This is a genomic window from Burkholderia ubonensis (assembly GCF_001718695.1).
GTDB classification, from domain to species: domain Bacteria; phylum Pseudomonadota; class Gammaproteobacteria; order Burkholderiales; family Burkholderiaceae; genus Burkholderia; species Burkholderia ubonensis_B.
The window spans coordinates 275,826-291,739 of sequence record NZ_CP013421.1 but is presented as its reverse complement, the minus strand read 5'-3'; the positions used below and the strand labels follow the sequence as shown (position 1 = coordinate 291,739).

The window sequence follows — 15,914 nt, the reverse complement described above, 5'->3', positions numbered from 1 at the left end:
CAGTGACGGCCCTGCAAAATCTTCGAGATGTCGGGTACAGACCCTATTTAGTCGATAATGTCTATTATGTAAAATTATGGATACCTAACCGATTTGAACCCCGCATGCGCCATTGAAATATCGATGCCGCGACACCGCATCGACCGATCGGGTATCCACCTGCGTCGACCGGCCAACGCGACCGTACTAGATTCCCGCGTCAGAGGACGGTCATATGTCGCGCTTCAAATTGCAGCTTGCTACCATCCGCAAACACGCAAATGTCCACGCACAATTGCGGAGCCTCTATCGACACAGCGAGGTCGCACGCGGTGTCATACGCTCTGCAGACATCGGCGTCCATGCTGATGCACTCGGCGGTCGTGTATTGCGGTCGGTCCATCTTTTCGTATCAAAGGTCGAAGAACGGCTTCCCTACTCAAATCGCAGGCAGGTCTGGCTGGATTAGGAACGCCGCAGGATCGTTGCCGAGCCACGCTGGTTGTCGCCCTCTTCCAGACCACGTCTTCCCTGTTGCAGGATCGCGGTACTTCGGAACGGTCGACATACGCTTCGAGTTGCGCTTCTGCACTCTCTCTTGCAGATCCAGAACGCTGAGATCGAACTCCTTCATCAGTGCCTTGATCTGTCCGATCGCCACTTCGCGTTCGGCCTTGCGAGCAGCGATGATTTGCGCATCCAGTGACTCTCGTTGCGCAATTAAAGCTAGGGAAATGCTGATTAATGGGCCAACCGCCGACGTTTCAGGTGAGACGACGTCGAACTTTCCGGATAACGAATCGAATCGGCGCTCATTTCGGTGCAGTTGGCTCGTAAACGAGCCTCCCTGCTCGCATTTTTCACGCGCATGACGGACTGCTCCCATGAGCCGAACGCAGCCGGTTTCGTACGATCACCAGGTTCGCCAGGGCGAACAGACTGAACAGCTGCGCCGTGTTCTTGGCCAGTCCCTTGTAGCGCACCTTGCGATAACGGAACAGGTTCTTGACGATATGAAACGGATGCTCGACCCGCGCGCGGATTTGCGCCTTGGTTCGCTCGACCGTGGTCACCAGATCCTTCAGCGGGCCATCCTGCATCGCCTTGATCTTTCCGCGCTTGGCCGCCACACGCCATTTCACCAGCTTGCCGTTCATTTCGTCGCGTTTGTCCACGCCGATGTAGCCCGCGTCGCCGAACGCTTCCTCTTCATGCCCGTGCAGCAGGGCGTGAGCCTGCGAAACGTCCGACACGTTGGCCGCCGTGCCCACCACGCTGTGAACCAGTCCCGAATCGGCGTCGACCCCGAGATGGGCCTTCATCCCAAAGTGCCAGGCGTTTCCTTTCTTCGTCTGATGCATCTCCGGGTCGCGGCTCTTCTCGGCGTTCTTGGTCGACGACGGCGCTTCGATGATCGTCGCGTCGACCAAGGTACCTTCCTTCATCATCAGCCCGCGTTCGCACAGCGAGATACCGATCTCATCGAATAGCTTGCGCGTCAGGTCATGCTCGAGCAGCAGGCGCCGGAACTTCAGCAGCGTGGTCGCATCCGGCACATTCTCGACAGCCAGATCGATTCCCGCGAAGGCACGCATCGCGATGCTGTCGTACAGCGCGTCTTCCAGCCCTTCGTCCGACAGGCCGTACCACTGCTGCAGGAAATAGATTCGAAGCATCCGCTCCAGACCTATCGGCCGACGGCCGCGCTCACCCTTCGGATAGTACGGCTCGATCGCCGTCAGCAACCGCGGCCACGGCACGAGCTTCTCCATCTCGTCCAGGAAACGCTGACGCCGGGTCACGCGCTTCTTGCCCGCACTTTCCGCTTCCGCAAAGCTCATCTGCCGCTTCATCATCGAGGATCCGTTCCGTGAACTGCCTTCTACAACGTTCTCGGCTACGTCAGCGATGACCGCCGAGCTGGATAAATCAGTGTTTCCTTAGAGACGGTTTCATAAAGACTGATCGGCCCGCCGAAGGGTATTCCAGCAGATCAGACAGCAACCGAGTTTGAGGAACGCGCCGTGAATGTCTGCACGGCGCTCGAAACGAATACGGAGACGACGGAAGTGATGCAGCCAGGCATGCGTGCGTTCGACGACCCAGCGATATTTGCCAAGGCCGCTGCCATGTTCGGTACAGCGCTTGGCGATCACTGGCTCGATACCGCGATCGCGCAACGCGCGCCGATGTCGCTCGGAGTCGTAACCGCGATCCGCGTAGACCACACGCGGCCGCTGCAATGGGTGGCCACGCAATCCGCGGATCGGCGGAATCGCGTCGATCAGCGGCAGCAATTGCGTGACGTCGTTGACGTTCGCGCCGGTCAGGATCGCGGCGAGCGGCGTACCGTTGGCGTCGGTGACGATGTGGTGCTTGGAACCGGGTCGCGCGCGATCGGTGGGGTTTGGCCCAGGCAGTATGACTTTCCGTGAGCTACAGGCTGGCCCGACGTGGGGAGTCAAACGCGGGTTAGCATTGCTGCCAGAGCCGCACGGTGTGGACGGCGCCACACCCGGCGATTTCCACCACGGAGGCCAGCATGGAACACGATAGCACGGTGTACGTTGGGTTGGATGTCCACAAAGAGTCGATCACGGTCGCCTACGCGGTCGGCATGGGCGATGTGGAATTGCTAGGCCGGATCGGCACTGCCAAGGGTGATATCGATCGTCTGTGTAAACGCCTGCGTTCCAAGGGACGACAGGTACACGTCGTCTACGAGGCGGGCCCGTGCGGTTATGGACTCTACCGGCAGTTGGTTGAAGAAGGATTCGAATGTATGGTGTGTGCACCGTCGCTGATCCCGAGGAAACCTGGTGAGCGCGTCAAAACGGACCGCCGTGACTCAGTCAAACTGGCGCGCGCACTGCGGGCTGGTGATCTGTCGGCGGTGTATGTCCCCGGGATTGAAGACGAGGCTTTTCGCGACTTGGCCCGTGCGTGGGTGACCGCCAAGGATGATCTGAAGCAAGCCCGGCAACGGCTCAAGTCGTTTCTGCTCTCGCATGGCGTTCGGTATCCGGGCAAAGCCGACTGGGGATCTTCATATCGACGCTGGATAAGCCAACATTCGTTCAGCAACGAATGGCAACAGTTAGCATTCGAAGAGCATCGCCATACTCTTGCCGACCGGATGGCGCAATGTGAGCGTCTTGAGGCGGCATTGCGCGACGCGGTAGTCGACTGGCGGTTCTACCCTGCCGTCCTGGGGTTGCAGGCAATGCGCGGCGTCCAGTTCACCACGGCTGTAGGGATGCTCGCCGAAGTGGGCGATCTCTCCCGCTTCGAACATCCGCGACAGCTGATGGGCTGGCTTGGTGTGACGCCATCGGAACACTCCTCGGGCGATAAGCGACGGCAAGGCGGCATAACCAAGACCGGCAACAGCTATGCCAGGAAGTTGTTGATCGAGGCAGCCTGGAGCTACCGACATCAGGCACGCGTGAGCGAAAACATTGAACGTCGGCATGCGGGTCTCCCCAAGCGCATCATTGATCGTGCCTGGGACGCACAGGTTCGACTCTGTCGACGTTATCGAAAATTAGCAGCGCGCGGGAAAAACGCCAATATCGCGGTCGTGGCGGTTGCCCGGGAGCTTGCAGGATTCATCTGGGACATTACGCGAATGTCTATGGCGCTCGCCGTCCCGCGTACTGAACTGACCGCAAGAACTTGACGAACAATTGAAGGAGTTTCCTGAAGGCGGCGTAGCCCGGTACTCGAGCAACCCGCGTAAAAACATCGCAATGGGTGTAGCCCGATTTGCGTGCCCAGGAAGCGGCAGGCTCATGAGACGGACCTCTGTAATGCGGTAACCAACCCGCGGATATCAGTGTGATTCACCGTCGGTATTACTGCTACGCCGCCCTCAGGAAATTCCTATGTTTAATGGGAAAACCAAAAAACCGATCCCGATTGACATGGAAAGTCATATCAGTTTTTGGCCTGCCCCAACGGCGCGAATCGATGATGAATCGACGGCGGCTCGTGAGAAGTCGATCTGGTCCGCTGCGCGCAGCTTTGCGAGCAGTAGCTCGTGCAAGCGATCCCAGACACCGGCTGCTTGCCAATCGCGCAGCCGGCGCCAACATGTCACGCCCGAGCCGCATCCCATCTCGGCCGGCAGGTCGCGCCAGCGTAGTCCGGTCTTGAGAACGAACAGGATGCCGGTCAGCGCGGCGCGATTCGAAACAGGCAGGCGGCCCGGGTTCTTCTCGCGCCGCGGCTTGGGTGGCGGCAGTAACGGCTCGATCAGTGTCCACAATTCATCGTCGATGATCGGCTTGGCCATCTCCTCAGTCTCGGTTGTTCCGATGCCTGAGGTTAACAGCTCACCGCGAAAGTTAACAGCCCCACGGGGCCTTTTTGAAACCGTCTCTTAGCAACAGATATTCGCGTCGCGACGTACGCAGTTGCTTGATCCAAGCGAGCGCCCGAATTAAGGCGTCGTCCTGCGAGCTGGGCTTCAGCGTGAGTAGCTCAACGCACTGGAACAACAACGAGCGCAGGTTTTTGTACGGTGCAAGCAGGAATGGAAAGATGTGATTGCCAGCCTGCGCGATATGCTCGTTGCAGCGGATCAGGACAGTATCAGGATCGTTGTTTAATGCGGCACGCATCTGCGCGATGCGCACGGCCGCGGGCGTTTCGTCATCCTGCAGCACGTTGAGGACGTCGCGGAACTGGCTGACGAGCGACTGCAACTGGTCCGCGTGCGCGAGCTGGTACTGCTGGAGTCGCAGCTTGGCGGTGTGCTCGAGATTGCGAACTGTCTTGATGAAAATCTCGGCGACGTCATCGAGCGTCTTCTGGCGTTGCGCGAGCATGAACAGCAGCGCCAGTGTGTAGCGCTTGGCAGGCTTCAGCGCCCGCATTTCGTGCACGTCAAGCGCGCGTGCCTCTGTGACGAACTGCATGCGCTTCGCAACCGATAGCATAGGCGGCACGGGCGGCAAGCCCTCCGCCAACGCGTTCATGGTCTGAATGTGCTCGAGGAAACTCGCGATCTCCCGTGGTCCGGGTCGCCTCGGTTCGCGCTTGAGTTCGTCCCATTGTGTTCGGCCCCGCCGGATCTGAAACAGCGCGTCGAGACGGGCCGTCAAATCATCATCGAGAGAGTCGACGAACGCGCGGTAAATCGATTCATGGAGCTGACTGCGGGCGTGACCGGCGATCCGGGTGAGCGTCGCAACGGGCGGCAGCTCGTAGCGTTGCCGGACCAACTCTTCCAGCATCACGTTGACGATGTCGGGCAATTCCGCCTTGGTTCGGGCCGCGTGTGCGGCGATTTCGACCAGCCATGCGTGTGCGGTACTGTCGACGGGGAGAATCCGGACAAACTCGCGCAGGATTTTCTGGTGCCGGGATTTGCTGCCCGAGCGGTCGTAGCGCGCGAGAGTTGTGCGCGGCAGCGGACGGATGCCGAGCACCGCGCACACGTGTTCGATGATGGCGGGCGGCACGTCCGAGATTACCGGCATGTACCCGAGGCGCTGTAGCAGCTTCAGTTGCACAAGGATCAGCACGCGGGTAGGCGCTTGGCGGAACTGGCCGAAGACGAACCGGATCTCCGCCGCGCTGGGTGTGTAGACCGTACGCAATTCCGCGTCCTCCGGCTCCGCCGGGAGTACCGGGTACGCTGGTTCGTGAATTTTGGTCATCGATGCAGCCTAGATACTCGAAGTCTCGGCATTGTTGATCGATCAGCGTTTCGGGAACTTGAGGTGCCCCGATAGCACCGCTGCGGCGAGGTCGGCATCGCTCATGGATATGATTCGGTCGATGGTGCCCTGAGATAGTTCGTCGACCAGTGGAGAATCTAATCCTGCAACGCCGATAGCTGATCGGCCCATGCCGTTAGATGCGGGCATGTCGCGCTGTTCAGGCGTCGAGACCTCAGACTACCGAAAAGTGGCCGAGCGCCTGATTCTGTGGGCGCTCGTTGAGGGCAGTTGCGCACTGTCGTCGCTCACCATCGACGATGCGATCGCCTATCGAAGTTTTCCGCAAGTGTGGTCGGCGGATATGCGTGTAAAGCGTTGTGACATCTCGGGCCTCAGCTACGGATGAACAGCGGCCACGCGCGCGGCAAGCTTTGCGTCGTAGCTCGAATGCACATGCACCCGCTTTTTGTCGGGAAATGCATAGGTGTATGCCTTGCGCAGCGCGAGCGAAGCTTCATGAAACCCGGACAGGATAAGTTTCTGTTTGTTCGGGTAGCCGGCGATGTCGCCTGCCGCGAAGATGCCCGGCCGCGAGCTTTCGTAGCATGACGTATCGACGACGATCCGTCCGGCCTGCACGGCGATCCCCCAGTTGGCGATCGGACCGAGGTCCGCGACGAGTCCGTACAGCACGAGCAATTGATCGGCGTCGAGGCGCACCGAGCCGCCGATCTGGTGAACCTCGAGCGATTCGAGCGTCCCCCTGGGCGCGTTCAGCCCGGCAATCGTGCCGACCACGAAATCCATCTCACCTGCCGCGACCGCCTGATGCAACCGAGCGACGCTCGAGTCCGTCGCGCTGAAGCCGCTGCGCCGGTGGACGAGCGTGACGCGTCGCGCGACCGAGCGAAGTGCCAGCGCCCAGTCGAGCGCCGAGTCGCCGCCGCCCGCGACCACGACGTTCTTTCCGGCAAAGCTGTTCATGTCGGAGACGCTGTAATGGACGGACTGGCCTTCAAGGAGCGCCGCTTCGCCGAGGGTGAGCCGCTGGGGCACGAACGCGCCGTTGCCGGCAGCAATCAAGATCGCCGCGGCGTCAAACGCACAGCCCCCATCGGTACGGGCAAGCCATCGACCGCCCTCGAGCGCATCGAGCGTCTCGATGCGCTGCCCGAGATGCATCGGGGGATCGAAGGGCCGGCATTGCTCGACGAGGCGATCTACGAGATCGCGTGCCGTGCACGAGGGTATGGCAGGGATATCGTAGATCGGCTTGTCCGGATATAGCTCGATGCACTGACCACCAGGGTGCTCGATCCCGTCGACGATCCGGCACGAGAGACCGATCACACCTGCCTCGAACGCGGCGAACAGGCCAACGGGACCTGCGCCGACGATCAGCACGTCGGTTCGTAAAGGATTTGCAACAGACGAAGTTTCCGGGGGCATCACGTGTATTCCTCATGAATGTCATGCGGGTCGCACCATTGCGCCTGCCGCCTTTCCCCCTACCGAGCCGGTACAGCACTTGCAACGACGACATGCCAGCGCGCATCGACTACTCTCAGGTCAAACGGCCCCGGCCTGCTTTTGGCCATTATCGCGACTGCCAATATACATCATGCTGTGATATAAAGTGAATGTCTTGACGTGGAGCAAAGTCCTCCAATTTCCGATCGATAGGGTGAGAGTCAGCGGTCCATGACGCGATGTGACTGCCGCGGCAAGTCGGACGGAACATGATCCAGCCCTCCTGCTAAATTGCGTCCAATTTTTGGCGGAACGGCCATGGCTTCCAAGTGTTGACGGCGTCTGACCAAGGCGAACTATGAACGGAGCACGGCGGTGACCGGATTCTCCGTTTGGGATACCGTCGGTCCGCGCTTGACCGGGGTGGAGTGGCGTAGGGGACAACGCGCGCTAGCTACGAGATCCGTTCCACCGAGGAGGAACATCGTGAGTGACACAAGAACCTTTGAAATTTTCCGCTACGATCCGGACCGGGATCCCAGGCCGTACATGCAAACGTATGAGATAGCGGTTGCCGATGCTGACCGGATGTTGCTCGATGTACTTGTCCGGCTCAAAGCACAGGACGAGACGCTCAGCTTTCGGCGTTCGTGTCGTGAAGGCGTGTGCGGCTCGGATGCGATGAACATTAACCGCAAGAACGGGCTTGCCTGCGTCACCAACCTCAACGATCTCCCCCGCCATACGGTGTTGCGTCCGCTGCCCGGGTTGCCGGTCGTTCGCGACCTGATCGTGGATATGACTGCGTTCTTCAAGCAGTACCACTCGATTAAGCCCTATCTGATCAACGACACTCCCCCACCCGAACGAGAAAGGCGCCAGTCGCCCGAGGAACGCGATCAACTCGACGGCCTCTACGAGTGTATTTTGTGCGCGTGCTGTTCCAGCGCGTGCCCCTCGTACTGGTGGAATCCAGACAAATATGTCGGTCCTGCCGGCCTCCTGCAGGCCTACCGCTTTCTGGTCGATTCCCGCGACGTGGGCACGGGCGAGCGGCTGGACAATCTTGACGATCCGTATCGCCTCTTCCGGTGCCGGACGATACTGAACTGCACGGACGTCTGCCCCAAAGGCCTGAACCCGGCCAGAGCGATCGGCGAGATCCGCACCATGCTTGCGCACCGGACGATCTGAGTACCGAAAACTGATGCAGGGAGGCTGTTAGAGACGGTTTCAAAAAGGCCCCGTGGGGCTGTTAACTTTCGCGGTGAGCTGTTAACCTCAGGCATCGGAACAACCGAGACTGAGGAGATGGCCAAGCCGATCATCGACGATGAATTGTGGACACTGATCGAGCCGTTACTGCCGCCACCCAAGCCGCGGCGCGAGAAGAACCCGGGCCGCCTGCCTGTTTCGAATCGCGCCGCGCTGACCGGCATCCTGTTCGTTCTCAAGACCGGACTACGCTGGCGCGACCTGCCGGCCGAGATGGGATGCGGCTCGGGCGTGACATGTTGGCGCCGGCTGCGCGATTGGCAAGCAGCCGGTGTCTGGGATCGCTTGCACGAGCTACTGCTCGCAAAGCTGCGCGCAGCGGACCAGATCGACTTCTCACGAGCCGCCGTCGATTCATCATCGATTCGCGCCGTTGGGGCAGGCCAAAAACTGATATGACTTTCCATGTCAATCGGGATCGGTTTTTTGGTTTTCCCATTAAACATAGGAATTTCCTGAGGGCGGCGTAGCAGTAATACCGACGGTGAATCACACTGATATCCGCGGGTTGGTTACCGCATTACAGAGGTCCGTCTCATGAGCCTGCCGCTTCCTGGGCACGCAAATCGGGCTACACCCATTGCGATGTTTTTACGCGGGTTGCTCGAGTACCGGGCTACGCCGCCTTCAGGAAACTCCTTCAATTGTTCGTCAAGTTCTTGCGGTCAGTTCAGTACGCGGGACGGCGAGCGCCATAGACATTCGCGTAATGTCCCAGATGAATCCTGCAAGCTCCCGGGCAACCGCCACGACCGCGATATTGGCGTTTTTCCCGCGCGCTGCTAATTTTCGATAACGTCGACAGAGTCGAACCTGTGCGTCCCAGGCACGATCAATGATGCGCTTGGGGAGACCCGCATGCCGACGTTCAATGTTTTCGCTCACGCGTGCCTGATGTCGGTAGCTCCAGGCTGCCTCGATCAACAACTTCCTGGCATAGCTGTTGCCGGTCTTGGTTATGCCGCCTTGCCGTCGCTTATCGCCCGAGGAGTGTTCCGATGGCGTCACACCAAGCCAGCCCATCAGCTGTCGCGGATGTTCGAAGCGGGAGAGATCGCCCACTTCGGCGAGCATCCCTACAGCCGTGGTGAACTGGACGCCGCGCATTGCCTGCAACCCCAGGACGGCAGGGTAGAACCGCCAGTCGACTACCGCGTCGCGCAATGCCGCCTCAAGACGCTCACATTGCGCCATCCGGTCGGCAAGAGTATGGCGATGCTCTTCGAATGCTAACTGTTGCCATTCGTTGCTGAACGAATGTTGGCTTATCCAGCGTCGATATGAAGATCCCCAGTCGGCTTTGCCCGGATACCGAACGCCATGCGAGAGCAGAAACGACTTGAGCCGTTGCCGGGCTTGCTTCAGATCATCCTTGGCGGTCACCCACGCACGGGCCAAGTCGCGAAAAGCCTCGTCTTCAATCCCGGGGACATACACCGCCGACAGATCACCAGCCCGCAGTGCGCGCGCCAGTTTGACTGAGTCACGGCGGTCCGTTTTGACGCGCTCACCAGGTTTCCTCGGGATCAGCGACGGTGCACACACCATACATTCGAATCCTTCTTCAACCAACTGCCGGTAGAGTCCATAACCGCACGGGCCCGCCTCGTAGACGACGTGTACCTGTCGTCCCTTGGAACGCAGGCGTTTACACAGACGATCGATATCACCCTTGGCAGTGCCGATCCGGCCTAGCAATTCCACATCGCCCATGCCGACCGCGTAGGCGACCGTGATCGACTCTTTGTGGACATCCAACCCAACGTACACCGTGCTATCGTGTTCCATGCTGGCCTCCGTGGTGGAAATCGCCGGGTGTGGCGCCGTCCACACCGTGCGGCTCTGGCAGCAATGCTAACCCGCGTTTGACTCCCCACGTCGGGCCAGCCTGTAGCTCACGGAAAGTCATACTGCCTGGGCCAAACCCCACCGATCGCGCGCGACCCGGTTCCAAGCACCACATCGTCACCGACGCCAACGGTACGCCGCTCGCCGCGATCCTGACCGGCGCGAACGTCAACGACGTCACGCAATTGCTGCCGCTGATCGACGCGATTCCGCCGATCCGCGGATTGCGTGGCCACCCATTGCAGCGGCCGCGTGTGGTCTACGCGGATCGCGGTTACGACTCCGAGCGACATCGGCGCGCGTTGCGCGATCGCGGTATCGAGCCAGTGATCGCCAAGCGCCGTACCGAACATGGCAGCGGCCTTGGCAAATATCGCTGGGTCGTCGAACGCACGCATGCCTGGCTGCATCACTTCCGTCGTCTCCGTATTCGTTTCGAGCGCCGTGCAGACATTCACGGCGCGTTCCTCAAACTCGGTTGCTGTCTGATCTGCTGGAATACCCTTCGGCGGGCCGATCAGTCTTTATGAAACCGTCTCTTACAGTGAAGTCAGGACGGGTGCCGGCCTGGGCCACCCCGCCTTCAGCAACTGATCTATGATGGTACTCGCGGCCCGCTACCGGGCGGCACGTTCGTTGTGACTGGCGAGCGTTCCGGGTGGACAGCAGGGGGATCGCTTGCCGGGAAGCTCTCCGCCCCCGCCTCGTCGATCAGGGCTTCCAGGTGATCGGCCCGCTGTCGGGCCACGCGCTCAGCTTCATGGGAGATTTGCATGATGGGCCTCAGTGAGGGTCTCGACTGCGATCAAGGTTTGATAAGGCATCTTTCGAGGCCCGGCGCGTTGTTTTACAAAGCCGGACAACGAGAGCTTCTCCCAACGGCGTCATCTGAGGTTTGCCCCGGCATCTGCGACACCGGTCAATCTTGACCAGATTGCCGTTCAACAATGGCAGCAGGTCGGGCCGCTCGATGCTGACCTGCTCAGGTGCATGAGCGACGAGCATGAGCGTGGCGATCTCGTGCGGCGTCAGCATCGGGAAATTCGTGGCGCAAGTGGGAGACGTACCGAATTCCAGCGCGGTCCGGTCTGAAGGCCGTGCTTGCACATACCGCTGGGTGGCGACATGGTCGACCTGTCGGGATGCAATGCCTTCGATTTCGTAGGGAGATTCCATCAATGTGCTCCTAGCCGATGTTCTGGCAAGCGAACATCAGGCGCGTACCCGAATACCTCCCGGTGCGGTTGACCCCGGAAGGTAGCAGGGCCAACGTCTGTCGCCAGCTTCTGCAACCCGTCAATATCGAGAATCCGGAGATCCTTGCCACGTACCTCGATCAGCCCTCGCCCCTGCAATTTTGACAACATCCGGCTGACTGTCTCGAGTTTCAGGCCGAGGTAGCTGCCAACCTCCTCGCGCGTCATCTTCAGTGTGAAAGCAGCAGCGGAGTAGCCGCGCGCCTGCCAACGCTTCGACAGGTCGACGAGAAAGGTGGCCACCCGCGCCTCAGCCGTCGTAGTGCCCAGCAGCATCATGAGGACAGACTCGCGCACGATTTCAGCGCCCAGCATCTGATGCACATGGCGCTGGACTGCCTTCACTTCCCGGCACAGCATCTCGAGTAGGTCAAACGGCATCGCGCACACGGAACTGTCTTCCAGCGCAATCGCCTCACAACTGTGTCTGCCGGTGGCAATGCCATCGATGCCAAGCGTGTCGCCTACGATGCCGAATCCCGTGACCTGCTCATGCCCCTCCTGATGCATGACCACGGTCTTGAACGAACCCGCGCGAATAGCATAGATGCTCGCGAAGGTGTCGCCAGAGCGATACAGGGCGTGCCCGCGATGCACGGTACGGACGCAATGCACGGCGGCGTTGAGCCGCTCGTGGGTCAAGTTGTCAATTGAACTGCGGGTGCATAGTCCTGCCATCGCGCACGTCTTGCAGGCGATGTTTGACGCCTGCCTCCCGTGGTCGGTTGGTAATACCCCCGTTCAGTAGGCGGGATCAGAAGTAGAATTTCCAGCAAAGGGAGTTCTACGCGATGAAGAAGTCGAAGTTCACGGATAGCCAGATCATGGAAGCGCTCAAGCGCGCGGAAGCTGGGGTGGCGGTGCCGGAGATTTGTCGGGAGTTGGGCGTTAGCACGGCGACCTTCTACAACTGGCGCAGCAAGTACGGCGGGATGGACGTGTCGCTGATGGCCAAGATGAAGGAGCTGGAAGCGGAGAACGCGCGACTGCGCAAGATGTATGTCGAAGAGAAGATCAAGGCGGAGATCGTCGCGGAGGCGCTAGCAAAAAAAGACTGAGGCCATCTACCCGCCGCGAGATGGCCAGAGAAGCAGTAGCGAGCCGGGGTGTGTCGATCCGGCTTGCGTGCGAGGCATTTGGCATAAGCCAAACGTGCTACCGCTATGAGCGGCAGCGCAATGCGGAGAACGAACAGATTGCCGATTGGCTGCTACGGCTGACCGACAATCATCGCAACTGGGGCTTCGGGCTGTGTTTCCTGTATCTGCGCAACGTGAAGGGATTCGGCTGGAACCACAAGCGCGTGTACCGGATTTATCGAGAACTGGAGTTGAACCTGCGCATCAAGCCGCGCAAGCGGCTCGTACGGCAGGCGCCGGAGCCGCTGATCGTGCCGGCGTCGGTGAATGCGGTATGGTCGATGGATTTCATGCACGATCAGTTGAAGGACGGCCGCAGTATCCGGCTGTTCAACGTGATCGACGACTTCAACCGAGAAGCATTGGGAATCGAGATCGACTTCTCGTTGCCCTCGGCGCGCGTCATTCGGGCACTGGAGCAGATCATCGGCTGGCGGGGAAAACCGATGGCGTTACGCTGCGACAACGGTCCAGAGTATTTGAGCGATGCGATCACGCAGTGGGCCACCAGACAGGGCATTGCATTGAACTACATCCAGCCTGGCAAGCCGCAGCAGAACGCCTACGTGGAGCGATTCAACCGGACAGTGCGCTATGAATGGCTGTCGCAGTACTACTGGGACGACCTCGCGCACGTGCAGCACTTCGCAACCGAGTGGATGTGGCAATACAATCACGAGCGCCCTAACATGGGCCTTGGCGGCGTGACGCCGAAACAGCGGCTCATGGCCGCGGCATAGTCTCTACTTCTGACTCGCGTTAAAAGCGGGGGGATTACCGCTCCTGCTGCGTTCTTTCGGACGGCCCGCGCTTGCGCCACGCATAGTAGCCGCTCACCGATACACCCAGCACGCGGCACATCGGCGGCACGGGATAGTCCTGTCGCATTTGTTCGATCACGCCGTACTTCACCGCGACTCCTTCGCGAAGTACGTCGCGAACTTTTTTAGCAGATCGCGCTCCATTTTGACCTCGGCCAGTTCGCGCTTGACCTGCGCCAGCTCGGCCTCCATTTCCGTCAGTGGCCTCTGGTGCCGGCCGACATCTTTCAGCTTACCGGCCTTCGCCGCGCGCACCCAGTTTGCCAGCGTCTTGATTGGGATCGACAAGCGCCGGGAAGCTTCCGATACCCCCACACCTTCGGCCAACGCCAACTTGACCGCTTCGTCGCGAAGCTCCTTCGTATAGACCGCTCTTGGAATTCGATTCATCCATGCCTCCGTTTCTCGATTTTACGAAACGTTGGCTTCCATTTTTTCCGACCGGCCTCACGCCAGCACGGGCTTTGCGAGGTGGACAGCTTGCATCCGTTCGACCATGCGGCTAATTGACTCAGATCGGATTCACGTGTCCGCTGAGAAGCGGTTCGAAATGGAGTCGAAGCCTAAGCCGGCCAGTAATGCGCGCCGACGTACATCGTTCCGACGTTTCAGCCGAATGGTCAGGGGATCAACAGTTGAATGACCGGTCGAAATAATATCTAGACGGATAAGAGTTATTATCTGCCCATCATTGAAAAGCATCTAAACTGGCGATCATGAAAACGCGTGAGACCCATTCCGTCGACGAGAACAAGCCCGACTTCCCCGAGGAAGCGGAGCTCGCCGCACTGCGCGGCTGGTACGCCGGCCTGGACGCGAGGGCCGCCGTCGCCCGCTATCTGGGCGATCGCCGAGCCGCCGGCGGGTCATCGCGTGGCATCCTCGGCCGCATTCGTCAGCGACTTGTCGCGTTCGCGCGAAGCCGCCATCGCGAGGACCTGGCGGCGGCGTTCGTTGCTCGTCCGACGAGCGCATCGGCCGACAGCGTCGCCCGCGTGATCGAGGCGCTCCGCAATCTGCCCGTGCCGGTTCCCCTGATCACCGATGCCGTCGAGGAATGGCTGCCGCCGCGCATAGCCGATGCTCTCCACGCGCACGGCATTCGGACACTCGCGGACCTGACCGTGCGGATTCCGCGGCGACGTCGCTGGTGGTCGGCAATCGCCGGACTCGGCGTCGCGAGTGCACGGCATATCGAGGCTTTCTTTGCGGCGCATCGCGCACTGACTGAGCGGGCACGCGCATTGATCGCTGCGGCGCCGTCCGGCATCGTCGTGCCGTGGGAACAGATTCGCGTGCCACACGAAGTCGATGGCTCGCGCGGGCAGTTCCGTGCACCACAGGCCGCTTGTCTGCTGAGCGCATCGAACGACTATGGAGCGGTCCGGTCGTGGTTGTCGCTGCACGAGTCTGCGGCGACCCAGCGCGCCTACCGGAAGGAGGCCGAACGTCTGATCCTGTGGGCGATCGTTGAACGTGGCCGAGCGTTGTCGTCGCTGACGACCGACGACGCGATCGCGTACCGCGGGTTCTTGGGGCGGCCGGCGCCGCGCGAGCGTTGGGTCGGACCATCACGGCCGCGACAAAGCGTCGAATGGCGGCCGTTCAGCGGCCCGCTATCGGCGCGTTCGGCAGCGTATGCGCTCACAGTCCTGTCAGCGATGTTCCGCTGGCTGGTCGAGCAGCGCTATGTGCTGGCGAATCCGTTTGCGGGCGTCAAGGTTCGTGGTGCCGCGGCGCGTACGGGGCTGGATGTTGCCCGTGGCTTCACGGAAGGCGAGTGGCTGTTGATCCGCGCATTGGCCGACGGACTGGAATGGTCGTATCGCTGGGGCGCGCCGGCCGCGCAGCGTCTGCGCTTCCTGCTCGACTTCGGTTACGCGACCGGTCTGCGAGCCAGCGAGTTCGTCGACGCCACGCTCGGCGACATTCGACGCGACGACCGCGGGGATCACTGGCTACATGTAATCGGCAAGGGCGGCAAACCCGGCAAGGTGGCGCTGCCTGCGCTGGCGAGATCCGCGCTGGATCAGTCTCTGGTCCAGCGCGGGCTGCCGGTGACGCCGTCCCGCTGGAACCCGATCACACCGCTGGTCGCGAACCTCGAGGAGGACGGCGCCGGCATCGAGAGTGCAAGGCTCTGGCGCGTGCTGCGGCGCTTCTTTCGGTTTGCGGCCGACGCGATCCAGGATGAACGGCCAGCGACGGCCGAGAAGCTTCGGCGCGCAAGCCCACACTGGATGCGGCACACACATGCGACGCACGCGCTGGCCCGTGGCGCGGAGCTGATCATGGTGCGCGACAATCTCCGTCATGCGTCGATATCGACGACGTCGACCTACCTGCACAGCGATGAGGTCCAGCGGGCGCGGCAGTTCGATCAAGCATTTGAAGCACGCAAAGTCTAGCGTACGGTCGATTCGATCGAGGAGGAAAATTCCCCCTCTAGATCAGTTGGAT

At 60.6% G+C, this 15,914-nt stretch carries 10 protein-coding genes and 7 pseudogenes; 7 read left to right on the top strand and 10 right to left on the bottom strand.

Annotation, left to right across the window (positions count from 1 at the left end):
• Positions 1 to 418: 418 nt before the first annotated feature.
• The 3 genes and pseudogenes from WJ35_RS30295 to WJ35_RS30290 form a co-directional block, all read right to left on the bottom strand.
• Complete coding sequence (locus WJ35_RS30295) at positions 419 to 865, bottom strand: H-NS histone family protein (RefSeq protein ID WP_080484358.1); 447 nt, start codon at positions 863 to 865, stop codon at positions 419 to 421.
• Entirely contained in the window at positions 840 to 1,832 is a 993-nt protein-coding gene (locus WJ35_RS16385) for an IS5 family transposase (RefSeq protein ID WP_043291788.1), read from the bottom strand. The genes WJ35_RS30295 and WJ35_RS16385 overlap by 26 nt, the downstream gene beginning before the upstream one ends.
• Positions 1,833 to 1,931: 99 nt before the next feature.
• Positions 1,932 to 2,393: pseudogene (locus WJ35_RS30290) on the bottom strand (IS5-like element IS402 family transposase); the annotation flags it as partial.
• 128 nt (positions 2,394 to 2,521) lie between these two features.
• On the opposite strand from WJ35_RS30290, the gene WJ35_RS16375 reads away from it, so the two are divergent.
• Positions 2,522 to 3,658 carry an IS110 family transposase gene (locus WJ35_RS16375; protein ID WP_069239522.1) on the top strand — a complete coding sequence of 379 codons (1,137 nt, stop codon included), beginning with the start codon at positions 2,522 to 2,524 and terminating at the stop codon, positions 3,656 to 3,658.
• Between the two features lie 261 nt (positions 3,659 to 3,919).
• On the opposite strand, the pseudogene WJ35_RS16370 reads toward WJ35_RS16375, so the two are convergent.
• Positions 3,920 to 4,273 (bottom strand): annotated as a pseudogene (locus WJ35_RS16370) (IS5-like element IS402 family transposase); the annotation flags it as partial.
• Between the two features lie 82 nt (positions 4,274 to 4,355).
• A pseudogene (locus WJ35_RS16365) lies at positions 4,356 to 5,642 on the bottom strand (DUF4158 domain-containing protein); the annotation flags it as partial.
• A 241-nt stretch (positions 5,643 to 5,883) separates the two neighbouring features.
• Between WJ35_RS16365 and WJ35_RS32745 the strand changes: the two are divergent.
• Positions 5,884 to 5,985 (top strand): annotated as a pseudogene (locus WJ35_RS32745) (integrase); the annotation flags it as partial.
• Positions 5,986 to 6,041: 56 nt separating this feature from the next.
• On the opposite strand, the gene WJ35_RS16360 reads toward WJ35_RS32745, so the two are convergent.
• The gene (locus WJ35_RS16360) at positions 6,042 to 7,094 is read right to left on the bottom strand and encodes an NAD(P)/FAD-dependent oxidoreductase (protein WP_069239525.1); all 1,053 of its coding nucleotides are present in this window, start codon (positions 7,092 to 7,094) and stop codon (positions 6,042 to 6,044) included.
• Positions 7,095 to 7,601: 507 nt separating this feature from the next.
• Here WJ35_RS16360 and WJ35_RS16355 point away from each other — a divergent pair.
• Complete coding sequence (locus WJ35_RS16355; protein ID WP_069239524.1) at positions 7,602 to 8,309, top strand: succinate dehydrogenase/fumarate reductase iron-sulfur subunit; 708 nt, start codon at positions 7,602 to 7,604, stop codon at positions 8,307 to 8,309.
• Between the two features lie 117 nt (positions 8,310 to 8,426).
• A pseudogene (locus tag WJ35_RS16350) lies at positions 8,427 to 8,780 on the top strand (IS5-like element IS402 family transposase); the annotation flags it as partial.
• 261 nt (positions 8,781 to 9,041) lie between these two features.
• Here the strand turns inward: WJ35_RS16350 and WJ35_RS16345 are convergent.
• Positions 9,042 to 10,178, bottom strand: coding sequence for an IS110 family transposase (locus WJ35_RS16345; protein ID WP_069239522.1), 1,137 nt, complete (start codon positions 10,176 to 10,178; stop codon positions 9,042 to 9,044).
• 128 nt (positions 10,179 to 10,306) lie between these two features.
• Between WJ35_RS16345 and WJ35_RS30275 the strand changes: the two are divergent.
• Positions 10,307 to 10,768 (top strand): annotated as a pseudogene (locus WJ35_RS30275) (IS5-like element IS402 family transposase); the annotation flags it as partial.
• Between the two features lie 253 nt (positions 10,769 to 11,021).
• On the opposite strand, the gene WJ35_RS31310 reads toward WJ35_RS30275, so the two are convergent.
• Together WJ35_RS31310 and WJ35_RS16335 are read right to left on the bottom strand one after the other, a co-directional pair.
• A complete protein-coding gene (locus WJ35_RS31310) occupies positions 11,022 to 11,414 on the bottom strand; it encodes a hypothetical protein (protein WP_155121929.1) in 393 nt (130 codons plus the stop codon).
• Complete coding sequence (locus WJ35_RS16335) at positions 11,414 to 12,136, bottom strand: helix-turn-helix domain-containing protein (protein WP_230459705.1); 723 nt, start codon at positions 12,134 to 12,136, stop codon at positions 11,414 to 11,416. Before WJ35_RS16335 ends, WJ35_RS31310 begins: the two co-directional genes overlap by 1 nt.
• 149 nt (positions 12,137 to 12,285) lie before the next feature.
• On the opposite strand from WJ35_RS16335, the gene WJ35_RS16325 reads away from it, so the two are divergent.
• Positions 12,286 to 13,373, top strand: a protein-coding gene (locus WJ35_RS16325) for an IS3 family transposase (protein ID WP_155121928.1) whose coding sequence is annotated in 2 segments (ribosomal slippage) — positions 12,286 to 12,547 and positions 12,547 to 13,373 — 1,089 coding nt in all. Because the reading frame shifts where the segments join, the coding sequence is not laid out codon by codon here.
• A gap of 40 nt (positions 13,374 to 13,413) precedes the next feature.
• Here the strand turns inward: WJ35_RS16325 and WJ35_RS16320 are convergent.
• Positions 13,414 to 13,844: pseudogene (locus WJ35_RS16320) on the bottom strand (transposase); the annotation flags it as partial.
• Positions 13,845 to 14,170: 326 nt separating this feature from the next.
• Between WJ35_RS16320 and WJ35_RS16315 the strand changes: the two are divergent.
• A complete protein-coding gene (locus WJ35_RS16315) occupies positions 14,171 to 15,862 on the top strand; it encodes a site-specific integrase (RefSeq protein WP_069239520.1) in 1,692 nt (563 codons plus the stop codon).
• Positions 15,863 to 15,914: the final 52 nt, after the last annotated feature.